This is a genomic window from Luteolibacter luteus, from assembly GCF_012913485.1.
Classification (GTDB): Bacteria; Verrucomicrobiota; Verrucomicrobiia; order Verrucomicrobiales; family Akkermansiaceae; genus Haloferula; species Haloferula lutea.
In genome coordinates this window covers 6,081,329-6,106,129 of the sequence record NZ_CP051774.1, presented here as the reverse complement: position 1 = coordinate 6,106,129, position 24,801 = coordinate 6,081,329, and the positions used below count along the sequence as shown (strand labels likewise).

The window sequence follows — 24,801 nt, the reverse complement described above, 5'->3', positions numbered from 1 at the left end:
TGCGAGTGGCGGATTCCCGGGAGCATCATGAAGGGAATCCCGCTCGCCGGTCCTGCGATCCCAAACGAACTGGAGGCTCGCAGACCAAGGAGCAGCCCCCAACCAATCGAGGGGCGGGCTGCATGGCGGCAGGGAATTCCGATCCCATCAGAGCCCCCGGCGGGCCGGGATGCTGGCGCGTTCCACCAGTTCCAGGGACTTGATCCGGTCCAATGCTTCCTCCGCCGGCGTTTCCGGGCGCAAGCGGACATAGAAGGCGCGGGAGTCCTTCGTTCCCGGCTCTGCATCCGGATAGAGGCGCTGCGGCGGTCCCGCCGCTTCATCGCGGAGGATCGGCCGGAAGGCGTGTTCGAGCTGCTTTTGCCCGATCCCCGGCTGCACATGGAAGAAGACCTCTGCCATGTTCAGACGATAGCGGATTTTCCGCGGGATCAAAGGCTGAATGAATCGAGATTCCGGACTCGGGGGAATCACGCGGGTTTTCGCGCGGCACCCTTTTTCGCAGCGGCTTTGGCCGCTTTCCTTGCTGGAGCCTTCTTGGCGGCCACTTTCCGGGCCGGCCTTTTCCTAGCGGACGAAGGACCGGCAGGTGGGGCGAGCAAGGCTTCGAGATTGATGCGGCCGAAGCCGAAGTCCGGGTGATGATCCCGTCCCCTCATGCCCGGGACCTGGTCGGCGCTCCGTTCCAAGGCATCCTTTACCTGTTCGGGTGAGGCATCGGGATTCCGTGCGAGGTACAATGCGGCCGCTCCCGCGACATGGGGAGCGGCCATGGAGGTCCCATCCCATTCGTCATAGTCAATCTCACGCTTGTGCGGGGAGCCCGGGACGCGCCTTCCGGCGGGACTCGTGCCCACATTGAATCCGGTTTGCCCGGCGTAAGTCGGCAGGGTGGACCAGATCCCGACCCCCGGTGCGCTCACGGAGATGTGGTTGCCCGAATTCGAGAAGCGGGCGACGCGGTCCGCGAGATCGGTGGCACCGACGGCGATGACTCCAGGGAGAGCCGCGGGATAGGAAACCGGACTACCGATGGTCCGCTCATTGCCCATCGCCGCCACCACCACGGTTCCCTTTTCCACCATTTCCGCAAAGAGCGCCTTCTCGTCCTGATCGGGCTCCCCGCCACCGCCGATGCTCAGGTTCACGATTTGGATCCCCTCCCGGATGCAGGCCCGCAGCGCCCGGTAATACATCACCGGATCCACCCAATAGACGTAGCTCTCGCCGTCATAGTCGGGCTCGTCGTCGAAGATCTTCCAACCGTGGAGCTGGCAACGGCATACGCCGTTGATTCCCACGCCATTGTTCATGGCGGCACCGATGATGCCCGCGACGTGTGTCCCGTGCCCGATCACGTCCTTCGACGAAGAGGAGGGGACATCGGGATAGCCCATGGTATTGCTCGACATCACCGGCTGGAGGTCCGGATGGAACTCATCAATGCCGGAATCGAGCACCGCGATGCTGACCCCGTCCGCATCGACGAAGCCGTTCCGGCCCCTTGCCTGCCGCCAGAGAATCTTGTCGAGATTCCACAGGGTATTCGTCGCGGGCGGAGTCGCGGCGATACCGGCCCGCGGCCTCTTCTTGGCCGGCAGCATGAGATAGCGGATCGGGACCAAGGAGGCATACTCCACATAGGGATCATCCACCAATTGCAGGCGCAGTCTCGCCAGTTCGTCTTCGGATTGCTGGCTAAGTTCCACCAACATGGATCCGCCCTTGGAAGGATCCTGGCGCTCCGCCGCGAAGGAGGTTTCCAAGGCGGCTGCCGTCATGGTTCTGCCGCGGCGGATGACTTCAGGCTCGAACCCGCGCGAAGGACCGGCCAGCGAGTGCACGGCCTTCACGACTCCCGCCCTTTCCAACCTCTGGAGGATTCCCAATCCCGCGGAGGCGCTCTCCAGCGCACCAAAGCTCCGCACTCCCGCGCGTGCCGGAGCTGCCGCTTCCGGCCTCACCTTCACGATCATCTTGTCCGGATGGTAGCGTAGCAATTCCTTGTCCCTGATTCTCTTCTCGATCATGGCTTCAGTTGGTTAGCGGTTGACGGATGAGGCGCGGTCCAGGGACCACACGAAGTCGAGCTGGTGATAGAGGCGTTTGGCCGGTGCATTGGGATCGAAGAACCACCTTGGATCCGGCGCTCCGACCGACCCGCGCAGGGGCGAGAAGGATTCGAAGATATCGAGGACGAGAAACTCATTGCTTTCCGGCAGCTTGCCGATGGTGGCCCGGGCATGGCAGGTGATGCAGGAGGAGGTCTTCTGGAAGGGTTCCTCGATCTGGGAACTGGCCAGGATGGTAGGAGTGCCCACCGGGGAAACGAAGTCGATCTGGGTACCACGAAGGACGTAATTCTCCCACTTGGTCCCCTTCAGCGGGGCTGGCAGGCCGTGGCTATCGACGGAGGGCACCTGATCCTCGATGCCTTCGTTGTCCCGGTGCTCGAAGGTGGCCCAGAACCAGTTCGGAAGATCCTTCGTGGTGATGTGGAGGGAAGTGAGTCCCCATAACTCGCCCGTGTCCGGGTGCTTTGCGGTGTGATAGCGGGAGGGATCCTTGCCCTCGCCGAGAGGCCGCCATTGTGCCTTGATTTCCTTTGCCGCCATGGGGAAGCCGGGGCCGGGGCGATCGGCATTCTGGCGGCTGAAGAAAGCGAGCTGGCCCTCCTTGTTATAGAGGCCGTTGTCCACGATGAAGTTGAAGGCCGGGCGGTTCATGCGGACTTCGTTGCCCGTCCCGGCATCGGGATCGAATTGGATGGTTGCCTTCCCTCCGGCAGCCCGGGCCATTTCCAATTGCTTGGGACGGCTCTCGAAGTCCTTGTTCGAGCGGGGCTTCGCGCCCTCTCCCCAAGGCTCGGGCTTCGTCCCATCCGGCTTGAAGATTTCGTCCGGATTCACCGCATTTTTCCAAGTCTCCCAGACCACCCGCCCGTCGCCGGTGCCGGCATCGCGATTCAGCTCCGTGAAGAGAGCCCATGCGTGCTTGTCGGGATTCAGGATGGCGGTGGCGGGGTCGATGCTTTCACCGGGCAGTTCTTCCCCGCGGGCCGCGGCCAAGGGAAGGGAACAAAGGACAATGATACCAAGCGGGGGGATTCGTTTCATGAGGAGGAGGAGGAGGATGAGTTATTTCGGGGGCGGATGAGTCAGGTCATTCCGGGCAATCGCAATCGATCCAGTCCTGGATGAACTGGATATTTTCCGGTGTGACCGGCGGGCGGTTCAGCGGCATGCGGGGAAAACCGCCAGGGCCGAAGGGAGGTTCACCTTTCAGGGCGAGGACGAGGCCGGAGCGGGCCCCGCGATCGGGGCCTGGCGGAGCGATGAGCTGCACGCCGTAGACCGGTCCCAGCGCCATGAACTCCGCGTGGGGTAGATTCCAGAAGCGCCGCTTTCCGCCATGGTTGGGGCGGCCGGTACCGGCGGCATCATTGAGGATTTGCTGGACCCGCAGGTAGGGAGAGATTTCCTGTTCTTCTCCCGCCACCGTGGCGATGCCGGCGCGGGCGGGAGAGGGAAGGTCTGCCTCCGTGGGAGCAGGCCCGCGGAAGTGGACAAAGGCGGCATCGATGAATCCTTCATCCGCACCAAGCCAGCGCGCGCGGAGCTCCCCGAGGCGTCCGGCGGGGATTCCCGGGTTGCTTGGATTATCTACCATGGGGTCGGTCTCGCTCTGAATCGCCCAAGCCAGCGCGATCCAACCCAGAACTTCCTGCCAGGAGGCCGCGTCCCCGCCGGACAGGATAGCCGCGCGCACGAAGGCATGCCAGCGGTGATAGCCCACCCATGTGGTGGGGCTTCCGTCCATCATATGGATGACATGATCCGTGAAAACGATCCTCCTCTCATCATAAAGAACGCCTTCCCCGAACTTCTCGAAGGCGGTCTGGCGAGCTCCGTTAGTCCCGTCCGGAAAATGGCTGCGAATGATCGCCATCTGCAGATCGGCCAGCGCGCGGAATCCCTCCGCGCCGTCCGCGATCCGTTCCGCGAAGCGCTCCGGATGAGCGGAGGATGCGAATGAAGTGCGGAACTCATCCACCAGGCCATCTAGATCCAAACCCAGGCGGCCGTAGGAAGCATCGATCGAGGCTTGGACTTCCGGGGTTCGCTGGTACAGGGTCTGGTTGTCAAAATCGAACCAGAAATCGAGGGTTGTTTGGTGCGATTCGGCTGACATGTCGGTGATGATTCAAGGATGCGACATTCCGGAAACCGGACGCAGGCTTGCGGCGGGGAAAACGGTTCCCGGGAAGGAAAAAAGAGACAAGTAAGGGAGGACGGCAGCCTGATATGCCAATTGCAGGCTCACTGGATTTACCACCTGGATCCGTAGATCAATTCCATGCTTTCATGCAAGGAAATATTCTGTTAACTCGGAAACGAAAACAATACAGTATTAGCATATTGTAATAATCCACCACGAGAGGAAGTTCATAACACGACAATTATAAATAAGGGTGGCAGGGATGGGATGGTGCCGGGCTTGCTCGGCGAACGATCGGCCGGAGTCTCCCTGCGAGGGGAGCTTGTCCCGCCTGGTGCCCGGGCAAGGCTGCCAAGCATGGTGTGTCTTGCCGGACAGCCCGGATTAGGGTCCAAACATGTCGTGCCGATCCCACTCCGACCCTTCCTTGCTCCCCTCCTCGTTTCACTGCTGCCCGGCTGCGCCGCCATCGTGGCGAAGAAGCACACTTATGGGAGTTCCGGCGGGGGGGCGGTGAACGGGGCGCAGGTGGCGTTGCGGGTGAAGCCGGAGGGGAATGCGGGCGGAAGCTTCGTGATGAGCGCGATGGTGGTGTCCGGAGGGATGGCGACGCTCGACGGCCCCTTCCGCTGGCGGATCGAGGCGAACGGGGAGCCGGGAAAGCAGGAGTCGCTAATGATTCACCGCCTGCGGACAAAAACGGCGCTGAGCAAACAGGACGAATGGTATCCGGCAGAAAAGCTGCAGGGGACGGCGGATTTCCGGATGGTGAAGGACGAACCGGGGAGGAGCCGGGCGGTCTACGAGATCCCCGGCCTCCTACAGGTGAAGCCGCGGGAAGACGGGGCCCTGGAGGTTTTCGCCGATCTTTCCGTGAAATCCGGGGGCCGCTGGGAGCGAAAAATGGTGAAATTTCACCTGGATCCGACGGTGAAGCGGGAGGACGAGTTCATTTTCCTGCCCGCGGAGATCGTCAAAAGCATCGGGGAAGACCCTGCGGATTGGCAAAATTCGGGCTGGGATTGAGCGTTGCTATATGACCGGAAGCCGCCTAGATTCCATAAATCCTGCCTGTGAGAAGACCGATCGCCAAGCTACTCTCCGGAGCCCTCGTGGTCTCCGTTTCCGCGGGGCAGGACCTCGCTTCGATTCCGCAAACAGCTGCGCCGGACATTTCGCCGAACAACGCGTCGATCTTCACGCGCAAGGATGCCCGGACGATCACGCAATCGATTCCGGCACCGCGCGGGCCCATCCTAGATCGCAGCGGCGCGGCCTTCGCGCAGAGCCGGGTGGCTTGGCAACTCGGGATCCAATACGAGCAGTTTGAAAAGGCGGACCGCGCGTTCGTGATCGAATGGGGCCGCACCCGCATCGCCAAGGCGAAGACCTTGATCCCGGAGGCCTCGGAGCCGACGGATGACGAGCTGTGGGACCACTATCAAAACCGACGTTGGCTGCCGCTGCTGATCAGCTCGCATCTGGATGAAGCTGGACGCAAGAAGATCGAACCGCAGTTGAGCAAGGGACTGATCCTGCATCCGGTTTACCAGCGATTTTATCCGGGCAAGAGCTTGGCCGCGCACATCATCGGCTACACCGGAAGTGTCGGGAAGCTACCGACCGGCCCGATCAATTTCAATGAGCCGATGTGGGAGGAGCAGGAGGGCCGTGCCGGCCTGGAAGCGATCTTCAACACCGAACTCACCGGGCAACCGGGCATGAAGCGGATGCTCTATGATGAGAACGGCCGCGAGCTGCTGAAGGAGCAGGTGAAGCGGCCGCGCCCCGGCGGAGCCTTGGTGACCACGCTGAACAAGGCATGGCAGGATCACGCGGAGGATGTGCTGCGCGACAAGGTGCGCCGCGGTGCCTTCGTGCTGATCGACGTGAACACCGGCGAGGTGCTGGTGATGGCCTCGCGCCCGTCCTTCGACCTGAACGGCTTCGTTCCCGGAATCTCCGACAAGGATTTCAAGGCGTTGAATGAGGACCCCGGCAAGCCGATGGTGGGCCGGGCCTTCCAATCCGCCTATCCGCCGGGATCGAGCTTCAAGCCGATCGTGGCGCTCACCGCGCTGAACAACGGCGAGGTGGATGAGAACACCGAGATCTATTGCGCTGGCGCGATCACGCTGGGCGGTCACACGTTCCACAACCACAACAAGCGCGCGGCGGGCTCGATCAACGTGAAGCAGGCGCTTGCGACCTCGAACAACATTTGGTTCGGGCAGGTGGGCATGAAGATCGGTGCCCCGGCCTTCCTGGGCGTGGCCCGGCAATTCGGCTTCGGCCAGCTGACTGGGCTGCCGCTGAAGGGTGAGAATCCCGGCCTGGTGCCAACCAACGAGTGGATGATGCGCGTCCACCACCGCCGCTTCAAAGACGGTGACGATTTCAACCTTTCGATCGGCCAGGGTTCGCTGGAAGTCACCCCGCTGCAAGTGGCGCAGGCCATGGCAGGGATCGCAAACGGTGGCGTGCTGCCGAAGCTGCATCTGGTGATGCAGGTTCAGGATCCCTACGGCCGAGTGATCAAGCAGGCGACTCCCGAGCGACGGAATTGGCTCGGGGTGAAAGAGGACGCGATCCGCGTGGTGCGTGAAGGCATGCGCGATGTGGTGGATCACGGCACGGGACGCTCGGCAGGCGTGAGCTTCGCCGAGCTCTGCGGCAAGACCGGTACAGCGCAGTGGAATTCCAGCGCGAACCTGGCGTGGTTCGGCGGCTTCCTGCCGTATGACGAGCCGCGTTTCGCTTTTGCCGCGGTCTATGAAGGCCGTCCGGGTGAGAACCCGAGCGGTGGCAAGAATGCCGCGCCGGTGGTCAGCGCGTTCTTCGAACCGCTGAAGGAAGAATTCAAAGAGATCATCGCCCCGGCACCAAAGGCCGTGCAGATCGTCGAGGAAACCGGCGAGCCGGCTGCGAAGGAGGGCGAGGAAGGTGCTGAAGACGCGCCGAAGGACGGAGAGGGCAAGAAGGAGTCCAAGGATGGCGTGCTGAAGGCCCAGCCGGTCGAGCCGCTGGATCTGGATGGTGACGCGGCCGCGCGGGAGGAAGAAGGTGCCATGGAAGTGCCGAAAGCCCTGCCGGTGGATCCCGAGGAACTTGAACAAGGTCCGGAGGAAGTGGTGCCGCCTGATTCGACGGAATTACCGGAGGACTGAAGCGTGTCCTGGAGAGCGGACGATGTGCTTTCCCGAGCTATCTGTCTGCAAACCGGGATATGTCGGAAAGGTTCTCCCTGCGACGGGCCCGTCTCATTGATGTGATTCGGTGCGAGCCTGTTTTCGAGGCTGGACGCGGCGTCACTTTGGCGGCAGATACCCCATGCCCCCGTTACGAGGGGTCTTATTCGAAACGACCCAAGCATCCAATTCCATGGACATCCAAATCGCCACCCTTTGCGACTTCGCCGCCGACTACAATGGCAAGCTCGTGGTTTCCGGAACCTTCGACACCCTCGCCGCGCGTGCGCTCCCGGTGGTTCATCCGATGTGCTCCCTCGCGCTCCGCTTCTGCTTCACGCAGGAAGACAGCGGCCGCCACAAGCTTTCCATCAACATCATCAATGAAGACGGCGAGTCGCTCGATCCGCAGAACATGCCGATCGAGCCGGAATTCGAAGTCCAGCTTCCGCCGGGCACGCCTTTCCTGACCCGCAACGTGATCATGAACCTGCAGGGCCTTCGTTTCCCGAAAGCCGGCATCTACTCGATCGACCTTGGTTGCGACGGCGAACTGCTGATGCGCTTGCCGCTGCGCATCGTGCAAGTGGCCCAGCAGCCGCAGCCGGAACCCGTTGCCTGATCGTATCGCGTGACGGAAGCCCGTTATTCCTGTGCCTTGGTGACCGGCGCATCCGCCGGCATCGGGGCCGAATTCGCCCGCCAGCTGGCACCCCAGTGCCGGACGCTGGTACTGGTGGCCCGGCGCTCCGAGCGCTTGGTCGAGCTGGCTGGCGACCTGGAGAAAGCTTATCCCGGCCTGCGGGTGATGCCGCTGGAGGCGGATCTGACCGATCCATCCGCGCGCTTGCAGACGGTGGGTCACTTGCTCTCGAAAGGCCTGGTTCCCGACTTGCTGGTGAACAATGCCGGCATGGGGGATTACGGTGAGTTCGCGACTTCCGATTGGATGAAGGTGGAGTCGATGCTGCGCCTCAACATCGAGGCACTGACGCATCTGACGCACGCTCTTCTGCCGACGATGATCGAGCAGCAGGGCGGCGCGATCATCAATGTGAGCTCGCTTGCCAGCATCCTTCCGATCCCGGACTTCGCGGTGTATGCGGCGACGAAGGCCTACGTGACCAGTTTCTCCGAAGCGCTGCGGATCGAGGTGCGCGAGCACGGGATCCGCGTGATGGCGCTTTGCCCGGGACCGGTGCACACCGAGTTCGGCGGAGTGGCAGGCCGTGGCCCCGGAAAAGACTGGGGCTCGCGGGAGTGGTTCTACGTGCCGCAGGAACAGGTGGTGAGCGAAGCGCTGGAGGGTCTCGCTTGGGACAAGCCGCGTGTTTATCCCGGGCTGAAAATCGCCTTGGCCGCTGCCGCCATCTCGCTGGTGCCGATCGCGCTGGTGCGGTTGATCATGTCTTCGCGTCCGCGGAGATAATCCCTGCATGCCGCTCATGTGGCCTTGCTTTCGAAGCATGGGGTGCTGCCTTCTCTGGATGGCAGCATCCCATTCCTTCGCAGGGGAAGCTTACGTGGAAAAGCAGGCGATGCCTTCGCCGCATGCCACGCAGGCGGCTGCGGCGGATGAGAAGTTCGTCTATGCCGTTTCGAGCACCGCGATCGCGAAGCTTGATCGGGCGACGGGCGAAGAACTCGCGCTAAGCAAGGGAAAGGCATCTCATCTCAACAGCGCGGTCATTCTCGATGGGAAGGTCTACGCCGCACATTCGAACTTTCCGCTGAAGCCGGAGCAGGGCGAGATCCGCGTGCTGGATCCGGAGACGATGGAACTCGGGCTGTTTCATCGCTTTGATGATCCTCCGGGCAGCCTTACCTGGGCGCTAAGGAAAGGGAAGGAGTGGTGGTGCCACTTCGCCCATTACGGAAAGGACAATACGAAGTCGCTGTTGTTGCGCTTTGATGAATCGTGGCATGAAACCGGCCGCTGGGATTACCCGGCGGATTTGGTAAAAGATTGGGGCAGCGCCAGCTTGTCCGGTGCGGTCTGGCAAGGAGATGTGCTGCTTGCAACGGGCCACGATCACAAACGCGTGTATCGTTTGAAGCTGCCCGCAGAAGGGAAGACGATGCAGTGGATCGATACGGTGGACTCGCCTTTCCCCGGACAAGGGATCGCCGCGGACCCGAAGACCGGTGGCCTCGTGGGGATTGACCGCACAAGAAAAGCGGTGATCTTCACGGTGCTGGAGCGGCGCTGAATAAGCGCTTCAGGTAGCAACGGTGGGAGTTTTCCTTACACCGTTCGGTCCATATACGAAGCGCGAAAAGCGTGGCTGGATGAATAAGGCAAGGCCCTGAAGGGTCTCATTGCCACAACAACCCCTCCACACGCCATGAAATTTCCTCTGACCTATGCATCCTTGGGCTTTCTGGCCATCGCGGCAGCCCTGCTCGTCGTCAGGCCGGGGAGTGAAGGCTTCCGCAAACCGGCGAGCCACGAAGAGATGATGGCCCGCGGAGAGTCCCTGGTGCGGGCTGGCAACTGCTCGGACTGTCACACACCGAAGATCATGACCGAGATGGGACTGATCGAAGACAAGGCGCGGCTCTTCGCCGGTCATCCCGCCGAGGAAGAACTGGAACCAGGCCAACTCATGGCTAACAGCCAAGGACCGGCCACCGCAGGCAAGACCGCATGGGAAGGTCCCTGGGGGATCAGCTATGCTTCAAACCTGACCTCGGATCCGGCAACAGGCATGTGGTCGGAAGATACCTTCATCAAGGCGATGCGCACGGGCAAGCGCCGTGGCCATGGCAGGGAAATCTTGCCGCCGATGCCATGGCAGCAGCTGGCGGCGTCCCCGGATGAAGACCTGAAGGCGATCTACGCCTACCTTAGTAGTTTGCCGCCGGTCTATAACAACGTGCCGGATCCGGTGCCGGCGCCGATGACCTCTGCCACCAATACGACCGCCATGGAGACAATCGCGGGACGACCGGCAGGAAGGAGGTATTGATTCTTCCGGACGGCTTGGCGGTCGGTGTCTGTCCGGAGCGACCTGTTAGCAGCGGGCGAGAGTGCCCGCCCTCCACATCGCTCCCGGAGGCCGCCTCGCAAGGCAGCACGCCGGGAGCATGAAGTTCCTCAAGCCTGACGCGAAACCGGTCCGCGACCGCGACCACGGCGGCTACGGCGACGACGTGATGGATTGCGAGTTCCCGCCGCCTGATCACTGACAGCCTGTTTCGGCGCTTCGTGCGAGGGACGCGATGCATTGCCTGCCGGTGCTCCGGCTTTCGGAGCATGTCCTGCGGTATTGCCGGCTCCGTTCTGGGGCCGACGCGAGGGCTGATTGCCACGGTTGCCGCCATTGTGAGAGCGGCCCTGCGGCTTCGGCTTCGGGGCGGATGGAATGCGCACACCGCGAGCGTGCTTCTCAGCCAAGTCTTCCTTATGCCAATGATGGTCATCCCAGCGCGGCACGGGCATGCGGATGATCTTCTCGATGTCCCGCAGGAACTCGAGTTCTTCATCCGAGCAGAAGGACACGGAGCGGCCTTCCGCACCTGCGCGACCGGTACGGCCGATGCGATGAACGTAAGCTTCCGGTTCGTTCGGCAGATCGTAGTTCACCACCAGCCCGACGTCCTTCACGTCGACGCCACGTGCTGCCACATCGGTGGCGACAAGTACGGGGACGAGGCCCTTGCGGAAACGTTCGAGCGCCTTCTCGCGCTGGGCTTGGGACTTGTTGCCGTGGATGGCATCTGCCTGGAAACCGGCAGCGGTAAGGCCCTTTGCCAGCTTGTTGGCACCATGCTTGGTGCGACTGAAGACGATGGTGAGCTTCGATTCACTGGCCTCGGACTGCTCTTTGAGCAGTTGCTCCAGCAGCGAGCGTTTGTGCTCCTTGTGAATGAAGGCCACCTTTTGCTCAACGCGCTCGGCAGTGGTCGATTGCGGTGCGATGGTCACCTTCGCGGGATTGCGCAGGATCGACTCGGCCAGTTCGACGATGCTCGGAGCCAAGGTAGCGGAGAAGAAGAGCGATTGGCGCTGCTGCGGAAGCATCGCAACGATGCGCTTCACATCGCGCAGGAAGCCCATGTCGAGCATGCGGTCGACTTCATCCAGCACGAAGAACTCCACGCCGGAGAGATCCAAGAAGCGCTGGTCGATGAGATCAAGAAGACGTCCCGGTGTCGCCACGAGGACATCCACGCCGGTTCGCATCGCGGCGACCTGCGGGTTCTGGCCCACGCCACCGTAGATCAGGGTCTGGCGGAAGCGGACATGCTTGCCATAGGTATTGAAGCTCTTTGCCACCTGGACCGCAAGTTCGCGGGTCGGGGTGAGTACCAGAGTGCGCGCGGTCTTCGCCTTCAGCGGGCGTGGGCGCTCGTTCAGCGCATTCAAGATCGGAAGCGCGAAGCCCGCGGTCTTGCCGGTGCCGGTCTGGGCGCAACCGAGCAGGTCGCGGCCTTCTAACAAAAGGGGAATCGCCTGGGCCTGGATCGGCGAAGGCACGGAATATTCGAGTTCGCGCAAAGCGCGTTGCAGGGGCGCAGCCAGCGGCAACGCCTCAAAGGTCTGAGGGGTCATGTTGTTTTAAATGCCTGCCGGCGCGAATGGATTTCGGCGGCTGGCGGGTCTCGATGAGCGTCAGGTAGATCCCAGATCAATCTCTCATCGATGAAGACCGGAAAGGGGGCGGAACCGTCAATTGGTTCCTGCCGACCTCGGTCGGCGCGCGAGATTCATACACCCATTTTCGAGGCGCGCAAGGCGAATCGCCCGCACTTACCCGTCTGCTCACACGCTGGGGTTTTGACAGGGATATGCCATCCGGATAGGAGGAGTTATGATCTCAGGCGAAACCCCTCCGGCGCTGTGGAGTAATTTCCGCACTTCGTGCCGTGTCGCATTGGTGGCTTTCGCGCTGCCTTTCGCGATGGCTCAGGAGCTGAAGCCGCTCGAAGCGGTGGAAGTGCCTGCGGATGCTCCACCGGAGAACAAGGCCGCCTTTGACATCAAGGATCGCTGGCTGGAGCCGATGACCATTCCCGCAGGAAAGGAGCGCGTGCATTCGCATATCGTGATCGGCGACCGCATGAAGAAGAAGTGGCCGACCATGGTGATCGCACCGGGCAGCGTGTGGACCGGCACCAAGAGCGGGCGGGTGGAAATCTCCGGTGGCAATGTGATCGCCCGGAAGTGCCGCTTCCTCCAGCTACCTCTGGAGGTCGATCATGCGTGCCGCTATTACTTTATCAATTGCGGCTTTGATGATTGCCGGTTCGGCAAGACGGGCGTGTGGTACGGGGGCGATCTGGCGGGGAAGTATTACTTCGAGAGCTGCATCATCCGGAAGAATTTCGCGAATCCGCTGAACCTGACGGATACCGGCTTCCGCATTCAGAACTGCGTGCTCGAAGGGATCGAGATGCCGTCCATGGACTATCGCAAGAAGGAGCCGGTGAACTACGTGAATGAGAAGTGGCTGCGGGTTTCGCAATCGCGCTTCGTGAAATGCACCATCCCGGTGAGCTTCCTGCTGCTGACCCGTGAGTGCATCTTCGAGGGTTGCACCTTCACCGACGACTCGGAGAAGATCGAAGGCATGTCCAAGCCGATCGAGGTGGACCTCTACGTGAAGGACAGCAAGTCGAAGCTGAAGGGATCTCCAGCGAACATCACCCTGAACCTGAAGCCGGACACCGAACTGAAGGACGTGACGGTGCCAACGACCGCAAGCTTGTTGCCGGGATTGGCTCCGTGAGAGAGGGGATCCCCTTGATCGGCAATCTCTGACTCGGTCGCTCCGTTCGCACCCTTGAGCCTGCGGTCTTTCCCTTGCGGGGGAAGGTGCGATTGGGACTGGAGCGCTGTGGGGGGCGGGCAGGAGTGTCTACTTGCCACAGGGGGCTTTCAGAGAGGCTCGGTTCCCAAGGATGGTTGCTTGGGCGTCCGACCTACCTCCTGATTACCCGTGGCGGCGGAGGCGAGGGGTCCTACCTCTGGGAGCGGAGCACGTGTCGAAATCGCCACGTGAAAGGTAAGACATGCCGCAAGTCCCTCATGCTACATGCTAGGTGCAGATTGTTTAAATCTCTTGAATATCCATGAGAATTGACATCGTCACCGATACCTTCGCTCCCGACGTCAACGGCGTGGCCATGACGCTCGGTCGGCTTTGCGACGGGTTGCGCCGGCGCGGGCACTTGGTTCATGTCATCCGCACCGGAGAGGGCGGGGGACCGGGGGAAACCGTGACAGCCTCGCTCCCGCTGCCGGGTTACAAGGAGGTGCGGGTCGGCTTGCCGGGCCCGTTCAAGCTGCGGAAGCGCTGGATGAAGCGCCGGCCGGATGCCGTGTATGTGGCCACGGAGAGCCCGCTGGGCAGCTCCGCGATCAAGACGGCGAACTCGCTGGAGATCCCGGTGGCCGCCGGCTTCCACACGAATTTCCATCAGTACATGGAGCAGTATCGCCTCGGGGGCTTGCAGCCCGCGGCGATGTCCTACCTGAAGCGCGTGCACAATCGTGCGGATCTGACCATGGCACCCACCTCCGACCTGGTGGACATGCTGCGTCGCGAGGGTTTCAACAACGTGCGGCTGCTCGGTCGCGGCGTGGATACCGAGCTCTTCCATCCGGAGAAGCGAGACGCCTCCCTGCGTGCTACTTGGGGTGCGCGAGGCGAATCACCGGTCGCGATCATCGTGGGCCGGGTGGCTGCGGAAAAGAACCTGCCCTTCGCCATGGAATGCTTTCGCAAGATGCGGGAGCTCGTGCCGGATCTGCGCTGCGTGGTGGTGGGCGACGGCCCGCTGCGTGAGAAGCTGCGGGTGGAGCACTCCTTCGTCCACTTCGCCGGGATGCAGACCGGCGAGGATCTGGCGCGCCACTATGCGTCCGCCGATATCCTGCTTTTTCCCAGCGAGACCGAGACCTTCGGCAATGTGCTGCTGGAGGGCATGGCCAGCGGGCTGGTCACGGTGAGCCACGATTACGCCGCCTCCGCGCGCCACGTGGAGCATGGGCACAATGGCCTGAAGTCACCCAAGGGGAATGGGGATGCCTACCTTGGCGAGTGCATGGCCGCGCTGCAGCGCTGGCGTGATGATTCCTTCCGGAGGCGCGCCCGTGCCTCCGCCGAAAACCTCGGCTGGGACCAGGTGGTCGAGTCGTTCGAGAACCACCTGCGCGAAGCCTCCGAGGCCCGCGGTCCGGTGACCCTCACGCTCAAGGAGCGCAAGAAGCGCCCGAAGCGGAACTTCCGCACTATCTTCATCTCCGATGTGCACCTCGGCACGGCGGATGCGAAGGTCCACGAAGTCATCGATTTCCTGAAACACACCCGCTGCGAGAAGCTGGTGCTGAATGGCGACATCATCGACGGGTGGGCCCTGAAGCGCGGCGCGAAGTGGCGCAAGCGCCACAGCCGCTTCATCCGCACCGTGCTGAAGAAGATGGAGAAGGACGATACCGAGGTGGTGTATCTCCGCGGCAATCACGATGACATCCTGGAACGCTTCCTACCGCTCGGCTTCGGCAAGCTGCAATTCGTGAAGGAGCACATTCACAAGGGCGTGGATGGAAAGCGCTACCTGGTGGTGCATGGCGATGGCTTCGACTCCGTCTCCACGAATCACAAGTGGATCGCGGTGCTGGGGGCGATCGGCTACGATGCGCTGCTTGCCGCCAACCGGGTCTACAACCGCTACCGTGCGTGGCGCGGGAAGGAATACTACTCGGTGAGCAAGGCGATCAAAGCGCGGGTGAAGTCCGCAGTGAACTTCGTGGGGGAGTACGAAACCCAGCTCCAGGAATTCGCACGGCGGAAAGGCTGCGACGGCATTATCTGCGGCCACATCCACACGCCGGAGGACAAGCAGGTCGGAGAGATCCGCTACCTGAATTCCGGAGACTGGGTGGAGAGCCTGACCGCCATCGTGGAACACCACGACGGACGTCTCGAGCTGATCCAGCATGAGGAGTTCATGGCCAGCCTGGCTGAAGAAGTACGCCCCTCACGCCGGAATGTCGGCGGGGAAGCGGGCATCGTGCTTTCGGCCTGACACGCTCCTCAGCCATCCTGCGGCAGATGCCAGTCTTCCTCATGGAGGAAGGGCATGTCCGCGGGCTGGCCGACTTGCTCGACGCACTCGCCTTTCCCCTGGTACCAATCGGCGGGCTGGAGTTGCGAGAGGAAGACTTCGCCACGGATCATATCACCCGTGGAGGAGGTCCACGAAACCGTGCCACGGGCCCCTGAAACATCCTCGATTCTGAGCAATCCGGGGAAACCTGGGAGCCGGACCATGTCGCCGATTTTCACGTTGTTCATGCGCTTGCTTGGGACCGGTGCAGCGCACCGGAGGGGTTAGGGCTGATGAACTGTTCCCGTTCTTTTTCGGGAACCCGATTTCTCCCATCGTCATCCATCCGGGAGATGGGAATCAAGTCGCTTTTCCCAACCGTTAGCGATCCTCATCCCGCTCCTTGTCTGGCCGCGCCTGATCGCTGCCGGGAGGGGGCGTGGAGACATCCTTTTCCCTCGGGAAACCGTCGCCCACCGGCTCGGGGACCGGTGCCTTGCGGTTCTCCTCGACGGCCTCGCGCTCCTTTGGTTTTGCTGCCATAGGAGGAAGTTCACCCGCTTTCGCGCGACGTCCACTGGAACACTCCGCTTTTTCCGCGGTCACCGGATTTTGCAATCGGCAATGCGAGGCACCGGGCAAGGCGGAGATATGCAATTGCGCCATTTCACCAGCCTCTGGAAACAAGCGGGTTATAAAATCGCATAGCCCTTGCTTCAAAGAAGGGGGCTGGCAATTCCGCCTGCCTCAACCCACCCCAAAGATATGAACGCAACCGATGAATGTGCGGAAATCTGCAACAGCCTTCTGCGCGGCGAGCTTTCCGCAATCGAAACCTACACGCAGGCCATCGAGAAATTCAGCTCCGAGCCCGAGCGTGCCGCGCTCCAGTCCATCCGGACGGACCACGTGAACAGTGCAGCCCGACTCTGCGACCATCTGGTGGACATGGGAGCCACGCCAGCGACCAACTCAGGGGCCTGGGGCAGCTTTGCGAAGGCCGTGGAAGGCGCGGCGAAGCTGCTGGGAGAAAGCCCCGCCCTAGCCGTGCTGGAAGAAGGCGAGGAGCATGGGATCAACGAGTATGACGAAGCCCTGCGCAACCCGGAGGTGATGGACGAAATCAAAACCGTAATCCGTCGTGATCTCCAACCCCCGCTGACCAAGCATGTCTCGGCGCTCGAAAGCCTGCGAGCGAGTTGAGCGATGTCACCTTGCGAAGATGGAAGGGCGGGCCGATGGTCCGCCCTTTCGCTTGGGAGCTTTGGCTTGGGATTCCGGAAAAAGTTTCCCCGAGGCTGTCCGATCCTACCTGCTCCATCCGTCGTCTTCCTGAAGAGCAACACAAACCACCGACCCATCCATCACCATGATCTCGAAAATCACTCCCTGCCTTTGGTTCGACCATCAGGCCGAAGAAGCCGCGAATTTCTATGTGAGCATCTTCAAGAATTCCCGAATCACGGAGATCTCGCGCTACAGCGAGGTGGGACAGGAGCAGCACGGCCGCCCGGCGGGCTCGGTGATGGTCGTGGAATTCGAACTGGAGGGCCACCGCTTCACCGGGCTCAATGGCGGCCCGCACTTCACGCTCAGCCCCGCAATCTCCTTCCAGATCGATTGTGCCGATCAGGCGGAGGTGGACTACTTCTGGGAGAAGCTGGGCGAAGGCGGTCCAGTCGAGGCCCAGCAGTGCGGCTGGGTGCAGGACAAGTTCGGCCTTTCCTGGCAGGTCGTGCCAAGTATCCTGAGGGATCTCACCAAGGACCTGAGCGATCCGCGCTGCAAGCGTGCCTTCGGCGCGATGATGCAGATGAAGAAGCTCGACATCGCCGAACTGAAGAAGGCCTACGAGGGGTGACCCCTCACTCCTCCGGCACGAAGCCGAGGCTTCTCGCGATCTTGTGGCCTTCCTCGCTGGTGGCGAATTCCACAAAGGCGACTGCATTCTGATCCGCATTCTCCGGAAGGTAGTAGTAGCACTTGCGGCTGAAGGGATACTTCTCCGCATTGGCGGCGAGAGGGGCGATGGTATCGATCATCACGCCTTTCACGCCCGGCTTGTCGGAGAAGGCGAGGCCGACGTAGCCGATGCCGTTCTTGTTTGAGGAGACCTCCTCAACGACTTGCTCGCCGCCCGCCATCTTCTGGGCGGTCCTCACATAGTCGCGACCGTTCATGGCGATCTTTTGCCAATCCTTGTAGGTTCCGGAAGCGGTATTTCGGGTGTAGATCGAGATCTCTCCCGGCATGCCCTTCACTTCGGCCCAGTCCTTTACCTGACCCGTGAAAATTTTCTCAACCTCTTTCGGGCTGAGCTTCTTGATGGGATTCGCCTTATTGACGATGACGACGATCATGTCGTGGCAAGCGACGATTTCCTTCAGGTTGATTCCCTTTGCCTTGGCGGCAGCGAGCTCCGCCGGCGTGGCCTGGCGTGATGACATGCCGATGTGGGCGGTGCCATTGGTCAGGGCGGTGAAGGCGACCGCTGAGCCTTCGGCGGCGATCTCGAACTTCACGGGCTTGTCCTTGTTCTTCGCATTGAAGGCCTCGGCAAGCTGGGGCACCAACTGGGCTCCCAAGGTGTCCGATCCCTTGATGCTGACCACTTGGGCACTGGCGGTGCCAAGCGCGGCGAGGAGGCATAAAGCCGCTAAGGGGAGAGATGAGAATTTTTTCATAGATCCTACATCTTCACCGGAGTTCCCGAATGTCCACCAACAAGCAAGCGGTGACGAATCCGTGACAGGGGATGCTCAACCTGGCGTGCCAAGGCGCACGGCCACGGAGGTGGCATAGGGGATGAAGCCCAGTGATCCGGCGATGCGAATGGACGGTGCGTTCGCGATGAGGGTGCGATACTGGGGGACCAGCCTGGCCTCCAAGGCGCGCTTCGCGACATGGGCCACGGCAGTCCGTCCGTGACCTTGGCCGCGATGCTCGGGATGACTGACGATCGAGATGTGGGCGATGCTGCCGTCCCAGATTTCGTAGCTGGCAAGGGCAACCAGCCTCCCATCGGCAAAGACACCCGAGGCAACGACCTCCCCCAACTCGCAACCGCCGTGGACCCATTCGCTTTCGGTACAGGCGTCACGCAGTGCTTGAGCCTGCAGATGGTGGCTCGCCGTCAGCGGCTGTGCTTTCGAACTGGCTTCGAGTGCTTCCGCGTAGGCGATACTGGCAGGGCCGATGACCATCTTGCCGGGGAAGCCGGCGGCGAAGAGAGCGGGGTCAAAGAGCACTTCAGGCAGGCAGGCACGGAGCACATCGGGGCGATCGGCGGGATGGGAGATCGCGGTCCTGCCGTTGCGAAAGAGCGCGAAGATGCCGTTGTAATCCGCCAAGCGTTCGCCATGCGGGCGAACGTGAAGCGACTCGCGGAAAAGCTCATCCGCAAGGAGCCCCATCTCTCCGGCCCAATAGGCATCTGCCTTCGCAAGTGTGTCCTTTCCTAGCATTGCAGCAGCCAAGCGGATGAGCGTCGGGATGGCAATGGCGGGAAGCAGGGTGAGGCACCCGATTTGGGCGTGGCCACGGTGAAAGCGACCTGATTTCCTCCGGGGCATCCGCCATGGAAATCACCCGAGCCAGCACTGCCGAGGACCTCGCGGGGATCCGCGAGATCTTCATCGAGTATGCCCGCGCCCTGAATCTTGATCTGGGATATCAGGGTTTCGAGACTGAGCTGGCGGGACTGCCGGGGGCCTACGCGCCACCGGAAGGCCTCCTTCTGATTGCACGGGGAGGGGATGCCCTGGCGGGCTGCGCCGCGTTCCGGCCCTTCAAGGATGACATCTGTGAAATGAAGCGGCTCTACGTGCGGCCGGAATTCAGAAAGACAGGCCTTGGCCGCAGCTTGTGCGAGCAGTTGATCGAGGGAGCGAAGGGCGCCGGCTATCGCTCCATGCTGCTGGACACCTTGCCACCGATGCAGGGGGCGATCCGGCTCTATGAGTCCCTGGGATTTGTACGAAGGTCCTCGTACTACGACACTCCGCTGGCGGAGACGATCTTCATGGAGCTGCGGTGGTAAGAACTCACCTCCCGCGTCCCGGTCCGCGTCCGCCACGTCCGCCGCCGCGGCGATCCCGGCCATCATCGTTGCCGGCGCGGTCGGCCATGTTTTGAATCATGGCTTCCTGCTCGGCTGCATCCAATGCGCCGTCGCCGTTCGTGTCCATGCGGCTGAATCCACGCTGCATTTGCTCGGACACCTCGCTGGCTTGGAGAACCCCGTCACCATTGGCATCGCGTTCCTTGAAGCGGGCGCTTATCCGCTCGCTCACCTGGGCGACCCGCTGCGCACGCTGTTCGGCGCGACGGCCTTCTCGCCAGGCGTTTGCCTCCTCCGTGGTCATCGGCGCTTGGGAAGGTGCTGCGGGTGCAGGGCCCGCGTGAGCTTGGCCCTGAGCGGCAGGATCAGCCTGGGACTCGGACTGCATCGAGAGGCTGGCCTTCGATTCGCCGACATCGGGCAGCGTGAGCGGCGCGCTGGAGGAGGGGGTACCGGAAGCCGGGCGATGCTTGCTTGCCACAGGCTTGATTGCCTTCGGCTTTGCTGCGGCGGCTGCAGCGGGATCTTCCTGTTTTTCACAGGATGCCGCGAGCAGTGCCACCATGGCCGGGATCCAGAGAGAGTTCGCTTTCATGGCAACGACGAGGAGTGGCAAGGAGCAGACCTTTTCCCTGCTTCTGCATGCAAACCGGAGGCGCGGGGGAAAGTTGCGCAGCGGATGAAATGAAGTGCGCCCGCGGCGACGCGGAGGCCCATTTGACAAGGCTGCCGTGCCGTCTGAGAATCGGCGGCCCATGTCCCACCCGGTCTTCTTCGACAAGAATCAGGCGGCCAGCTACGACGAGCGATCGAAGAAGCTGGCACCGCTCCGCGATACGCTATTGCAGCTCGCCATCGCGATTCTTTCCACGCTGCCCGAAGATGCCCGGATCCTCTGCGTGGGCGTCGGCACGGGTGCCGAACTGTTCGTCCTCGCCAAGCGCTTCCCTAGCTGGACTTTCACGGCGCTGGAGCCCGCGGGAGCGATGCTGGACATCTGCCGGAGCAAGGCGGAGGAAGAGGGCATCGCCAGCCGCTGCGTTTTTCACAAGGGCTATCTGGAGTCCCTGCCGACCACGGAAAAATTCCATGCAGTGACCTCCATCCTCGTCTCCCAATTCATCCTCGGGCCGGAGGATCGGCGCGAGTTCTTCGCAGGGATGGCCGAGCGATTGCTGCCCGGTGGCTATCTGGTGAATGCGGATCTTTCCGCAGACCTCTCCACCGCAGAGTATGGCCGCGTGCTGGAGGCATGGGCCCGCATCCAGTCCGGTGCGGAGGTGCCGCCGGAGCAACTTGAGCGGATGCGTGCTGCCTACAGTCGCGAGGTGGCGGTATTGCCGCCCGCTGAACTCGGCCGGCTGATCGGCTCCGCCGGGTTCGAAGAGGTCACGCTATTTTACCAAGCGCTGCTGATTCACGCTTGGTTTGCGCGGTGTCCTTCGGAAACAGCAGCTCGCTGAAGCCATCGATGATGAGATCCGGGCCCAACTCTGACAAGATGATGCGGGGGAAGGTGCCGGTGATGGCGATGACCTTGCAGCCCGCGGCCTTGCCGGAGCGGACGCCATTGAGCGAGTCCTCGATCACGACGCAATCTTCCGGAGCGATGCCAAGCTTCGAGGCGGCGAGCAGGTAAGGCTCAGGATCGGGCTTGCCACGGGTGATGTCCTCGCCGGTCACGATCGCCTCGAACCAAGGTGCAAGGCCGTGGCCGCTGAAGCTGAGTTCCTGCGTGAAGCGGTTCGCGGAAGTGGCCAAGGCGAAGCGGAGGCCGTTGGCCTTGGACTGCTTGAGGAAATCGAGCACTCCGGGCAGCAACGAGACCTGATCGAACATTCCTTCATAGAGATCGCCCTTGCGGCGGATGATCTGCTCCGCATCGAGGCCGGATGCTGGATACATCTCTTGCAGACGGCGGCCCATGATGAATTCGGGAGCCCCCTTGAAGGAATCGAGCACTTCCTTGCTGGTGATCGCTTCGCCGAGTTCGGCGCTCAGGGCAACGATCGACCGCTCGTGCATCGGCTCCGAGTCGACGAGCACGCCATCCATGTCGAAGAGAATCGCTTTGGCTCCTTCGAGGAGCTGTTTGGCTTTCTTCATGCCCCTATCTTCGCAAAAAACACCCGATAACACCAATGGTGATATTTCATAACCGTGATAACCACAGGAAATCAATAGGGCATCCCGCGAGAGATTCGGCTCCGATCCCGTGCTGGAATTCTGCCGAAATGCGTCCCTTGCAAAGCGACGAAGTCAGCCCGAAAATGCAGCATGAGAATTGCGTCCCCGACTCTCGTTCATCTTCGTGCATGTAATCCGGACTCCCTGGCGGGGGAATCCGAAGGCGTGTTCCCGCTTTCCGAACTGAACGAGGCAGCCCGTACCGGTGAAGCAGCCTCCGATCTGAATGCGTGGCTGGAGCGGCACCGGGCGCAGTCGACCAGCGGGGAGAACGCGGTTACCGATGAAAGCCTGCTTGCGAGAAAACCCGCGACGTATAGCAGCGGACCCCACGGCACACGCGGTGACGGACCTCCGGACATCGACCTTAAGAACTACGAGCAGGGAACGGCGGATGAGGATCTGGTGAGCCGATAGCGACAAGCCGCCATTGCCCGAAAAGATGACATTCCCGAGCCATCCCGATGGCTCATTTTTACGGAAGACTTCGCGCCGATGCTTCGCCTCACCCTGCTTGCCGCCATCTTCTCGGCAGATGTCCTTTCCGCAGCGCTACCATCCGGCCTGCTCAAGAAGGATGCCCCGTGGTTCCGCAGCGAGGAGGGTCTTGCTGCCACCGCCAACATCCTTTCATGGCAAGCGGCTTCGGGAGCTTGGCCGAAGAACCAGGACAACAGCATGGTCGCCCATGAAGGCGACGCGGCGAAGATCCAAGGCACCTTCGACAACAAGGCTACGACAGATGAGCTGCGCTATCTGGCCCGTGCTTTCGAGGCCACACACGATGATGCGTGTGCCAAGGCTTTCCTCCGCGGGCTAGATCACATCCTGGCCGCGCAGTATCCCAACGGCGGCTTCCCGCAATTCCATCCGCCGGGAAAGGGTTACCCCCGCCACATCACTTTCAATGACGACACGATGGTTCATTTGTTGAACCTGCTTCGCTTCGCCGCCGATGAGGCGCCACGAGGCCTCGTGGATCACCCGCGCCGCGAGGCGGCACGCAAGGCCTTCGAGCGCGGGGTGGACTGCATCGTGAAGTGCCAGGTCGTGATCGAAGGGCGTCGCACGGTTTGGTGCGCGCAGCATGACGAAAAGACCCTGGCTCCCGCAGGGGCCCGTGCCTTCGAACTGGCTTCCTTGAGCGGTTGTGAAAGCGCTGGGATCCTGCGCTTGTTGATGTCGATCAAGAATCCCTCTCCTCAGGTTACCGAAGCCGTGAAAGCAGGGGCCGCATGGTTCGAGCAAGCGAAGGTCGAGGGGCTTCGGGTTGAAAAGACGGATGGAGCGATCAAGATCACCGAGGACGCCGACGCACCGGTGCTCTGGGCACGCTTTTACGATCTGGAAACAGGACGCCCGTTCTTCTGCGGGCGGGATGGAGTGAAGAAGGACAAGCTCTCCGAGATCGATGCCGAACGCCGCAACGGTTACGCGTGGTACGGAGCCTGGGGAAATGCGGTGTTAAAGGAATACGCGTCCTGGCCGCAGCGTTGAGAGGCGATTTCAAGAAGGAGCCATTGCCATTTCAGGAGGGGAGCGATCGGGTAGGGATCTCTGATAGATTTCGGCTCGCATGCGGGTCTTTCGTGCCACAGCATTTCCCAAATGAAACCCTCCCTTGCCATTTTACCCATCGGCACGCTCTTTATCGGGATTGGCATCGGATGGTTCGCGCGTCCGATGACGGAACAGGAGGTCCAGCCAAGCGGGACAAAAGCCGAGGCGTCCCTTTCGTCCGAAAAGAAGCCGGCGGCGAGCGCGACTCCCACAGATCGTCCGGCGAAGACCGACCGCGAACGTCCGGCAAGCAAACCGGACAACAAGATGCCCGCAGCAGCGAGGGAGATGATGACAAAGATGCAGGAGGACATGACGGCCCGGCATCGCTCGGCACTGGAAGACCACGTGGCCTCGCTTCGGGAAAGCCTTCAGCTCACCCCTGCTCAAGAGGCCAAGCTCAAGGAGGGCATCGAGAAGCAGATTTCACAGATGGAAGGCCTGCTCGATCGGAAGGCAGGAGGGGCCGTTCCCGATCTCGATCTCGCGCGCGGCATGGGGACTACACCGCTGGATGAGAGCATCGCCGAGACTTTGACTCCGGAACAGCAGGAGGCCATGACGGTCTTGAAGGAGCGGGAAAAGACGCGGAAGATCGACACCCAGGCCCTGAAGGGGCTCTCGCGGCTGCAGGGGATCATGGACTTCAAGGAGGGACAGCGGGACGAGGTTTACCGGGTGCTTTCGGAGTCCGCCGCAGAAGCACTGGCGAATCCGGATCCGCAGGCTGAACTCGTCAAGATGCTCAGTGGCGGCGTGAGCGGCGGCATGGCCGTGGACATGGATCCCTATGACCTCGGTCTTCAAAAGCTGCTGACCGACACGATGATGAAAAGCGGCAGTTCCGGGAACAAGGAGTCGGCCGCGGATTTTCGCAAGGCGGTGGATGAGAGGATCGAAGGCAAGGTGGAGAAACTCCGGCCCGTGCTGGATGAGGCACAGTTGGAGCGTTACCGTAGCGAACTGAAGACGAAGGGGATGGGTGTCTACTCGACGATCATCTCGGGGATGGAAGAGAAGAATTGAGGCGCCGACGGAATGGCCCTGCATCCGCCGGCGTGTGGATGTTACCGGCTTACTTCATGCGGACCATCCCAGCGGGAAGGCCGACTCCGGATTGAGCTTGGGAAGGGGTCGCGTCGCCCGGTGACGGTGACGCCTTCAGTTCCGTTTTGAGGGTCGTGATCCGATCGGGAATCGACACGACAACGTTCGCCACTTTCTTTGCCATGCCGGGGGCAGCAAGGGAAATGAGGGCACAGATGATGGCTGCTTCGCAGATTCTAATTGCGGCGCGCCAAAGTAGGGGGGTGCTTTGGTTCACGGCGGAGTTAGTGCGACGGGGTGCCGGTAATGTCAACTCGACCCGTATTACGTGTGCGCGTAGAAGCGGGATTTACGCATACGATTTTGCACGATAGCTCCGATGGTTCGGATGCAGCGGATCCATCCTCCGATCGGGGGATTTCCGGGGATCTCCTTGGCGAGCAAGGATTGGCGATGCAAGCTGACGGAACGATGATGAGGAGGACA

Annotated in this window: 26 protein-coding genes; 15 read left to right on the top strand and 11 right to left on the bottom strand. The window is 61.7% G+C overall.

Annotated elements, in window-relative coordinates; translation table 11 throughout:
- Window positions 1–147: 147 nt before the first annotated feature.
- The 4 genes from HHL09_RS25115 to HHL09_RS25100 all read right to left on the bottom strand — a co-directional run bounded on the left by HHL09_RS25115 (window position 148) and on the right by HHL09_RS25100 (window position 4,191).
- Window positions 148–402 (bottom strand): hypothetical protein, encoded by a 255-nt coding sequence (locus HHL09_RS25115; RefSeq protein WP_169457404.1) that lies wholly within the window; start codon window positions 400–402, stop codon window positions 148–150.
- A gap of 68 nt (window positions 403–470) precedes the next feature.
- Window positions 471–2,030, bottom strand: coding sequence for a S8 family peptidase (locus HHL09_RS25110; RefSeq protein WP_205760940.1), 1,560 nt, complete (start codon window positions 2,028–2,030; stop codon window positions 471–473).
- Between the two features lie 12 nt (window positions 2,031–2,042).
- A complete protein-coding gene (locus HHL09_RS25105; RefSeq protein WP_169457403.1) occupies window positions 2,043–3,116 on the bottom strand; it encodes a hypothetical protein in 1,074 nt (357 codons plus the stop codon).
- Between the two features lie 46 nt (window positions 3,117–3,162).
- A complete protein-coding gene (locus HHL09_RS25100) occupies window positions 3,163–4,191 on the bottom strand; it encodes a hypothetical protein (RefSeq protein WP_169457402.1) in 1,029 nt (342 codons plus the stop codon).
- A gap of 429 nt (window positions 4,192–4,620) precedes the next feature.
- Here HHL09_RS25100 and HHL09_RS25095 point away from each other — a divergent pair, with 429 nt between their 5' ends.
- From HHL09_RS25095 to HHL09_RS25070, 6 genes are all read left to right on the top strand, one after another.
- Window positions 4,621–5,244 carry a hypothetical protein gene (locus HHL09_RS25095; protein WP_169457401.1) on the top strand — a complete coding sequence of 208 codons (624 nt, stop codon included), beginning with the start codon at window positions 4,621–4,623 and terminating at the stop codon, window positions 5,242–5,244.
- A 47-nt stretch (window positions 5,245–5,291) separates the two neighbouring features.
- Window positions 5,292–7,385 (top strand): penicillin-binding transpeptidase domain-containing protein, encoded by a 2,094-nt coding sequence (locus HHL09_RS25090; RefSeq protein WP_169457400.1) that lies wholly within the window; start codon window positions 5,292–5,294, stop codon window positions 7,383–7,385.
- Window positions 7,386–7,599: 214 nt separating this feature from the next.
- On the top strand, window positions 7,600–8,028 hold the full coding sequence (locus HHL09_RS25085; RefSeq protein ID WP_169457399.1) for a DUF6941 family protein: 429 nt from the start codon (window positions 7,600–7,602) through the stop codon (window positions 8,026–8,028).
- A gap of 9 nt (window positions 8,029–8,037) precedes the next feature.
- On the top strand, window positions 8,038–8,835 hold the full coding sequence (locus HHL09_RS25080) for an SDR family NAD(P)-dependent oxidoreductase (protein WP_240963700.1): 798 nt from the start codon (window positions 8,038–8,040) through the stop codon (window positions 8,833–8,835).
- Between the two features lie 58 nt (window positions 8,836–8,893).
- A complete protein-coding gene (locus HHL09_RS25075) occupies window positions 8,894–9,616 on the top strand; it encodes an endonuclease (RefSeq protein WP_169457398.1) in 723 nt (240 codons plus the stop codon).
- A gap of 135 nt (window positions 9,617–9,751) precedes the next feature.
- Window positions 9,752–10,375 carry a diheme cytochrome c-553 gene (locus HHL09_RS25070; protein WP_169457397.1) on the top strand — a complete coding sequence of 208 codons (624 nt, stop codon included), beginning with the start codon at window positions 9,752–9,754 and terminating at the stop codon, window positions 10,373–10,375.
- 128 nt (window positions 10,376–10,503) lie between these two features.
- Here HHL09_RS25070 and HHL09_RS25065 read toward each other — a convergent pair whose 3' ends face one another.
- Window positions 10,504–11,961 carry a DEAD/DEAH box helicase gene (locus tag HHL09_RS25065; protein ID WP_169457396.1) on the bottom strand — a complete coding sequence of 486 codons (1,458 nt, stop codon included), beginning with the start codon at window positions 11,959–11,961 and terminating at the stop codon, window positions 10,504–10,506.
- A gap of 259 nt (window positions 11,962–12,220) precedes the next feature.
- Between HHL09_RS25065 and HHL09_RS25060 the strand changes: the two genes are divergently transcribed.
- Both HHL09_RS25060 and HHL09_RS26460 read left to right on the top strand, forming a co-directional pair.
- Window positions 12,221–13,138: a hypothetical protein gene (locus HHL09_RS25060; RefSeq protein WP_169457395.1), complete on the top strand. Its 918-nt coding sequence runs from the start codon at window positions 12,221–12,223 to the stop codon at window positions 13,136–13,138.
- A 343-nt stretch (window positions 13,139–13,481) separates the two neighbouring features.
- The gene (locus tag HHL09_RS26460) at window positions 13,482–15,440 is read left to right on the top strand and encodes a glycosyltransferase (protein ID WP_205760939.1); all 1,959 of its coding nucleotides are present in this window, start codon (window positions 13,482–13,484) and stop codon (window positions 15,438–15,440) included.
- Between the two features lie 8 nt (window positions 15,441–15,448).
- Here HHL09_RS26460 and HHL09_RS25050 read toward each other — a convergent pair whose 3' ends face one another.
- Both HHL09_RS25050 and HHL09_RS25045 read right to left on the bottom strand, forming a co-directional pair.
- The gene (locus HHL09_RS25050) at window positions 15,449–15,685 is read right to left on the bottom strand and encodes a hypothetical protein (protein ID WP_169457394.1); all 237 of its coding nucleotides are present in this window, start codon (window positions 15,683–15,685) and stop codon (window positions 15,449–15,451) included.
- 157 nt (window positions 15,686–15,842) lie between these two features.
- Window positions 15,843–16,004 (bottom strand): hypothetical protein, encoded by a 162-nt coding sequence (locus tag HHL09_RS25045; protein WP_169457393.1) that lies wholly within the window; start codon window positions 16,002–16,004, stop codon window positions 15,843–15,845.
- 222 nt (window positions 16,005–16,226) lie between these two features.
- On the opposite strand from HHL09_RS25045, the gene HHL09_RS25040 reads away from it, so the two are divergent.
- Together HHL09_RS25040 and HHL09_RS25035 are read left to right on the top strand one after the other, a co-directional pair.
- Window positions 16,227–16,664, top strand: a complete 438-nt coding sequence (locus HHL09_RS25040; RefSeq protein WP_169457392.1) for a DUF2383 domain-containing protein — start codon at window positions 16,227–16,229, stop codon at window positions 16,662–16,664.
- Between the two features lie 160 nt (window positions 16,665–16,824).
- The gene (locus tag HHL09_RS25035; RefSeq protein WP_169457865.1) at window positions 16,825–17,322 is read left to right on the top strand and encodes a VOC family protein; all 498 of its coding nucleotides are present in this window, start codon (window positions 16,825–16,827) and stop codon (window positions 17,320–17,322) included.
- Between the two features lie 4 nt (window positions 17,323–17,326).
- Here the strand turns inward: HHL09_RS25035 and HHL09_RS25030 are convergent, their stop codons facing one another.
- Window positions 17,327–18,145 (bottom strand): PstS family phosphate ABC transporter substrate-binding protein, encoded by an 819-nt coding sequence (locus tag HHL09_RS25030; protein ID WP_169457391.1) that lies wholly within the window; start codon window positions 18,143–18,145, stop codon window positions 17,327–17,329.
- 75 nt (window positions 18,146–18,220) lie between these two features.
- A complete protein-coding gene (locus tag HHL09_RS25025) occupies window positions 18,221–19,033 on the bottom strand; it encodes a GNAT family N-acetyltransferase (protein WP_169457390.1) in 813 nt (270 codons plus the stop codon).
- A gap of 5 nt (window positions 19,034–19,038) precedes the next feature.
- Between HHL09_RS25025 and HHL09_RS25020 the strand changes: the two genes are divergently transcribed.
- The gene (locus HHL09_RS25020; RefSeq protein WP_169457389.1) at window positions 19,039–19,500 is read left to right on the top strand and encodes a GNAT family N-acetyltransferase; all 462 of its coding nucleotides are present in this window, start codon (window positions 19,039–19,041) and stop codon (window positions 19,498–19,500) included.
- A 4-nt stretch (window positions 19,501–19,504) separates the two neighbouring features.
- Here the strand turns inward: HHL09_RS25020 and HHL09_RS25015 are convergent, their stop codons facing one another.
- Window positions 19,505–20,116 (bottom strand): EF-hand domain-containing protein, encoded by a 612-nt coding sequence (locus HHL09_RS25015; RefSeq protein ID WP_169457388.1) that lies wholly within the window; start codon window positions 20,114–20,116, stop codon window positions 19,505–19,507.
- 160 nt (window positions 20,117–20,276) lie between these two features.
- Here HHL09_RS25015 and HHL09_RS25010 point away from each other — a divergent pair, with 160 nt between their 5' ends.
- A complete protein-coding gene (locus tag HHL09_RS25010) occupies window positions 20,277–20,984 on the top strand; it encodes a class I SAM-dependent methyltransferase (protein WP_169457387.1) in 708 nt (235 codons plus the stop codon).
- Here HHL09_RS25010 and HHL09_RS25005 read toward each other — a convergent pair.
- Window positions 20,911–21,627, bottom strand: a complete 717-nt coding sequence (locus HHL09_RS25005; protein WP_169457386.1) for an HAD family hydrolase — start codon at window positions 21,625–21,627, stop codon at window positions 20,911–20,913. The genes HHL09_RS25010 and HHL09_RS25005 overlap by 74 nt on opposite strands.
- Before the next feature lie 246 nt (window positions 21,628–21,873).
- On the opposite strand from HHL09_RS25005, the gene HHL09_RS25000 reads away from it, so the two are divergent.
- From HHL09_RS25000 to HHL09_RS24990, 3 genes are all read left to right on the top strand, one after another.
- Window positions 21,874–22,125: a hypothetical protein gene (locus HHL09_RS25000; RefSeq protein ID WP_169457385.1), complete on the top strand. Its 252-nt coding sequence runs from the start codon at window positions 21,874–21,876 to the stop codon at window positions 22,123–22,125.
- Between the two features lie 78 nt (window positions 22,126–22,203).
- On the top strand, window positions 22,204–23,205 hold the full coding sequence (gene pelA / locus HHL09_RS24995; RefSeq protein WP_169457384.1) for a pectate lyase: 1,002 nt from the start codon (window positions 22,204–22,206) through the stop codon (window positions 23,203–23,205).
- Window positions 23,206–23,316: 111 nt separating this feature from the next.
- Window positions 23,317–24,294: a hypothetical protein gene (locus HHL09_RS24990; protein WP_169457383.1), complete on the top strand. Its 978-nt coding sequence runs from the start codon at window positions 23,317–23,319 to the stop codon at window positions 24,292–24,294.
- The last annotated feature ends 507 nt before the right edge of the window (window positions 24,295–24,801 follow it).

What these genes read in the sequence shown, in the direction of transcription:
- HHL09_RS25115 (WP_169457404.1), bottom strand. Translation starts at nt 402, where the DNA reads ATGGCAGAGGTCTTCTTCCATGTGCAGCCGGGGATCGGGCAAAAGCAG.
- HHL09_RS25110 (WP_205760940.1), bottom strand. Translation starts at nt 2,030, where the DNA reads ATGATCGAGAAGAGAATCAGGGACAAGGAATTGCTACGCTACCATCCG.
- HHL09_RS25105 (WP_169457403.1), bottom strand. Translation starts at nt 3,116, where the DNA reads ATGAAACGAATCCCCCCGCTTGGTATCATTGTCCTTTGTTCCCTTCCC.
- HHL09_RS25100 (WP_169457402.1), bottom strand. Translation starts at nt 4,191, where the DNA reads ATGTCAGCCGAATCGCACCAAACAACCCTCGATTTCTGGTTCGATTTT.
- HHL09_RS25085 (WP_169457399.1), top strand. Translation starts at nt 7,600, where the DNA reads ATGGACATCCAAATCGCCACCCTTTGCGACTTCGCCGCCGACTACAAT.
- HHL09_RS25075 (WP_169457398.1), top strand. Translation starts at nt 8,894, where the DNA reads ATGGCAGCATCCCATTCCTTCGCAGGGGAAGCTTACGTGGAAAAGCAG.
- HHL09_RS25070 (WP_169457397.1), top strand. Translation starts at nt 9,752, where the DNA reads ATGAAATTTCCTCTGACCTATGCATCCTTGGGCTTTCTGGCCATCGCG.
- HHL09_RS25065 (WP_169457396.1), bottom strand. Translation starts at nt 11,961, where the DNA reads ATGACCCCTCAGACCTTTGAGGCGTTGCCGCTGGCTGCGCCCCTGCAA.
- HHL09_RS25060 (WP_169457395.1), top strand. Translation starts at nt 12,221, where the DNA reads ATGATCTCAGGCGAAACCCCTCCGGCGCTGTGGAGTAATTTCCGCACT.
- HHL09_RS26460 (WP_205760939.1), top strand. Translation starts at nt 13,482, where the DNA reads ATGAGAATTGACATCGTCACCGATACCTTCGCTCCCGACGTCAACGGC.
- HHL09_RS25050 (WP_169457394.1), bottom strand. Translation starts at nt 15,685, where the DNA reads ATGGTCCGGCTCCCAGGTTTCCCCGGATTGCTCAGAATCGAGGATGTT.
- HHL09_RS25045 (WP_169457393.1), bottom strand. Translation starts at nt 16,004, where the DNA reads ATGGCAGCAAAACCAAAGGAGCGCGAGGCCGTCGAGGAGAACCGCAAG.
- HHL09_RS25040 (WP_169457392.1), top strand. Translation starts at nt 16,227, where the DNA reads ATGAACGCAACCGATGAATGTGCGGAAATCTGCAACAGCCTTCTGCGC.
- HHL09_RS25030 (WP_169457391.1), bottom strand. Translation starts at nt 18,145, where the DNA reads ATGAAAAAATTCTCATCTCTCCCCTTAGCGGCTTTATGCCTCCTCGCC.
- HHL09_RS25025 (WP_169457390.1), bottom strand. Translation starts at nt 19,033, where the DNA reads ATGCCCCGGAGGAAATCAGGTCGCTTTCACCGTGGCCACGCCCAAATC.
- HHL09_RS25020 (WP_169457389.1), top strand. Translation starts at nt 19,039, where the DNA reads ATGGAAATCACCCGAGCCAGCACTGCCGAGGACCTCGCGGGGATCCGC.
- HHL09_RS25015 (WP_169457388.1), bottom strand. Translation starts at nt 20,116, where the DNA reads ATGAAAGCGAACTCTCTCTGGATCCCGGCCATGGTGGCACTGCTCGCG.
- HHL09_RS25010 (WP_169457387.1), top strand. Translation starts at nt 20,277, where the DNA reads ATGTCCCACCCGGTCTTCTTCGACAAGAATCAGGCGGCCAGCTACGAC.
- HHL09_RS25005 (WP_169457386.1), bottom strand. Translation starts at nt 21,627, where the DNA reads ATGAAGAAAGCCAAACAGCTCCTCGAAGGAGCCAAAGCGATTCTCTTC.
- pelA (WP_169457384.1), top strand. Translation starts at nt 22,204, where the DNA reads ATGCTTCGCCTCACCCTGCTTGCCGCCATCTTCTCGGCAGATGTCCTT.
- HHL09_RS24990 (WP_169457383.1), top strand. Translation starts at nt 23,317, where the DNA reads ATGAAACCCTCCCTTGCCATTTTACCCATCGGCACGCTCTTTATCGGG.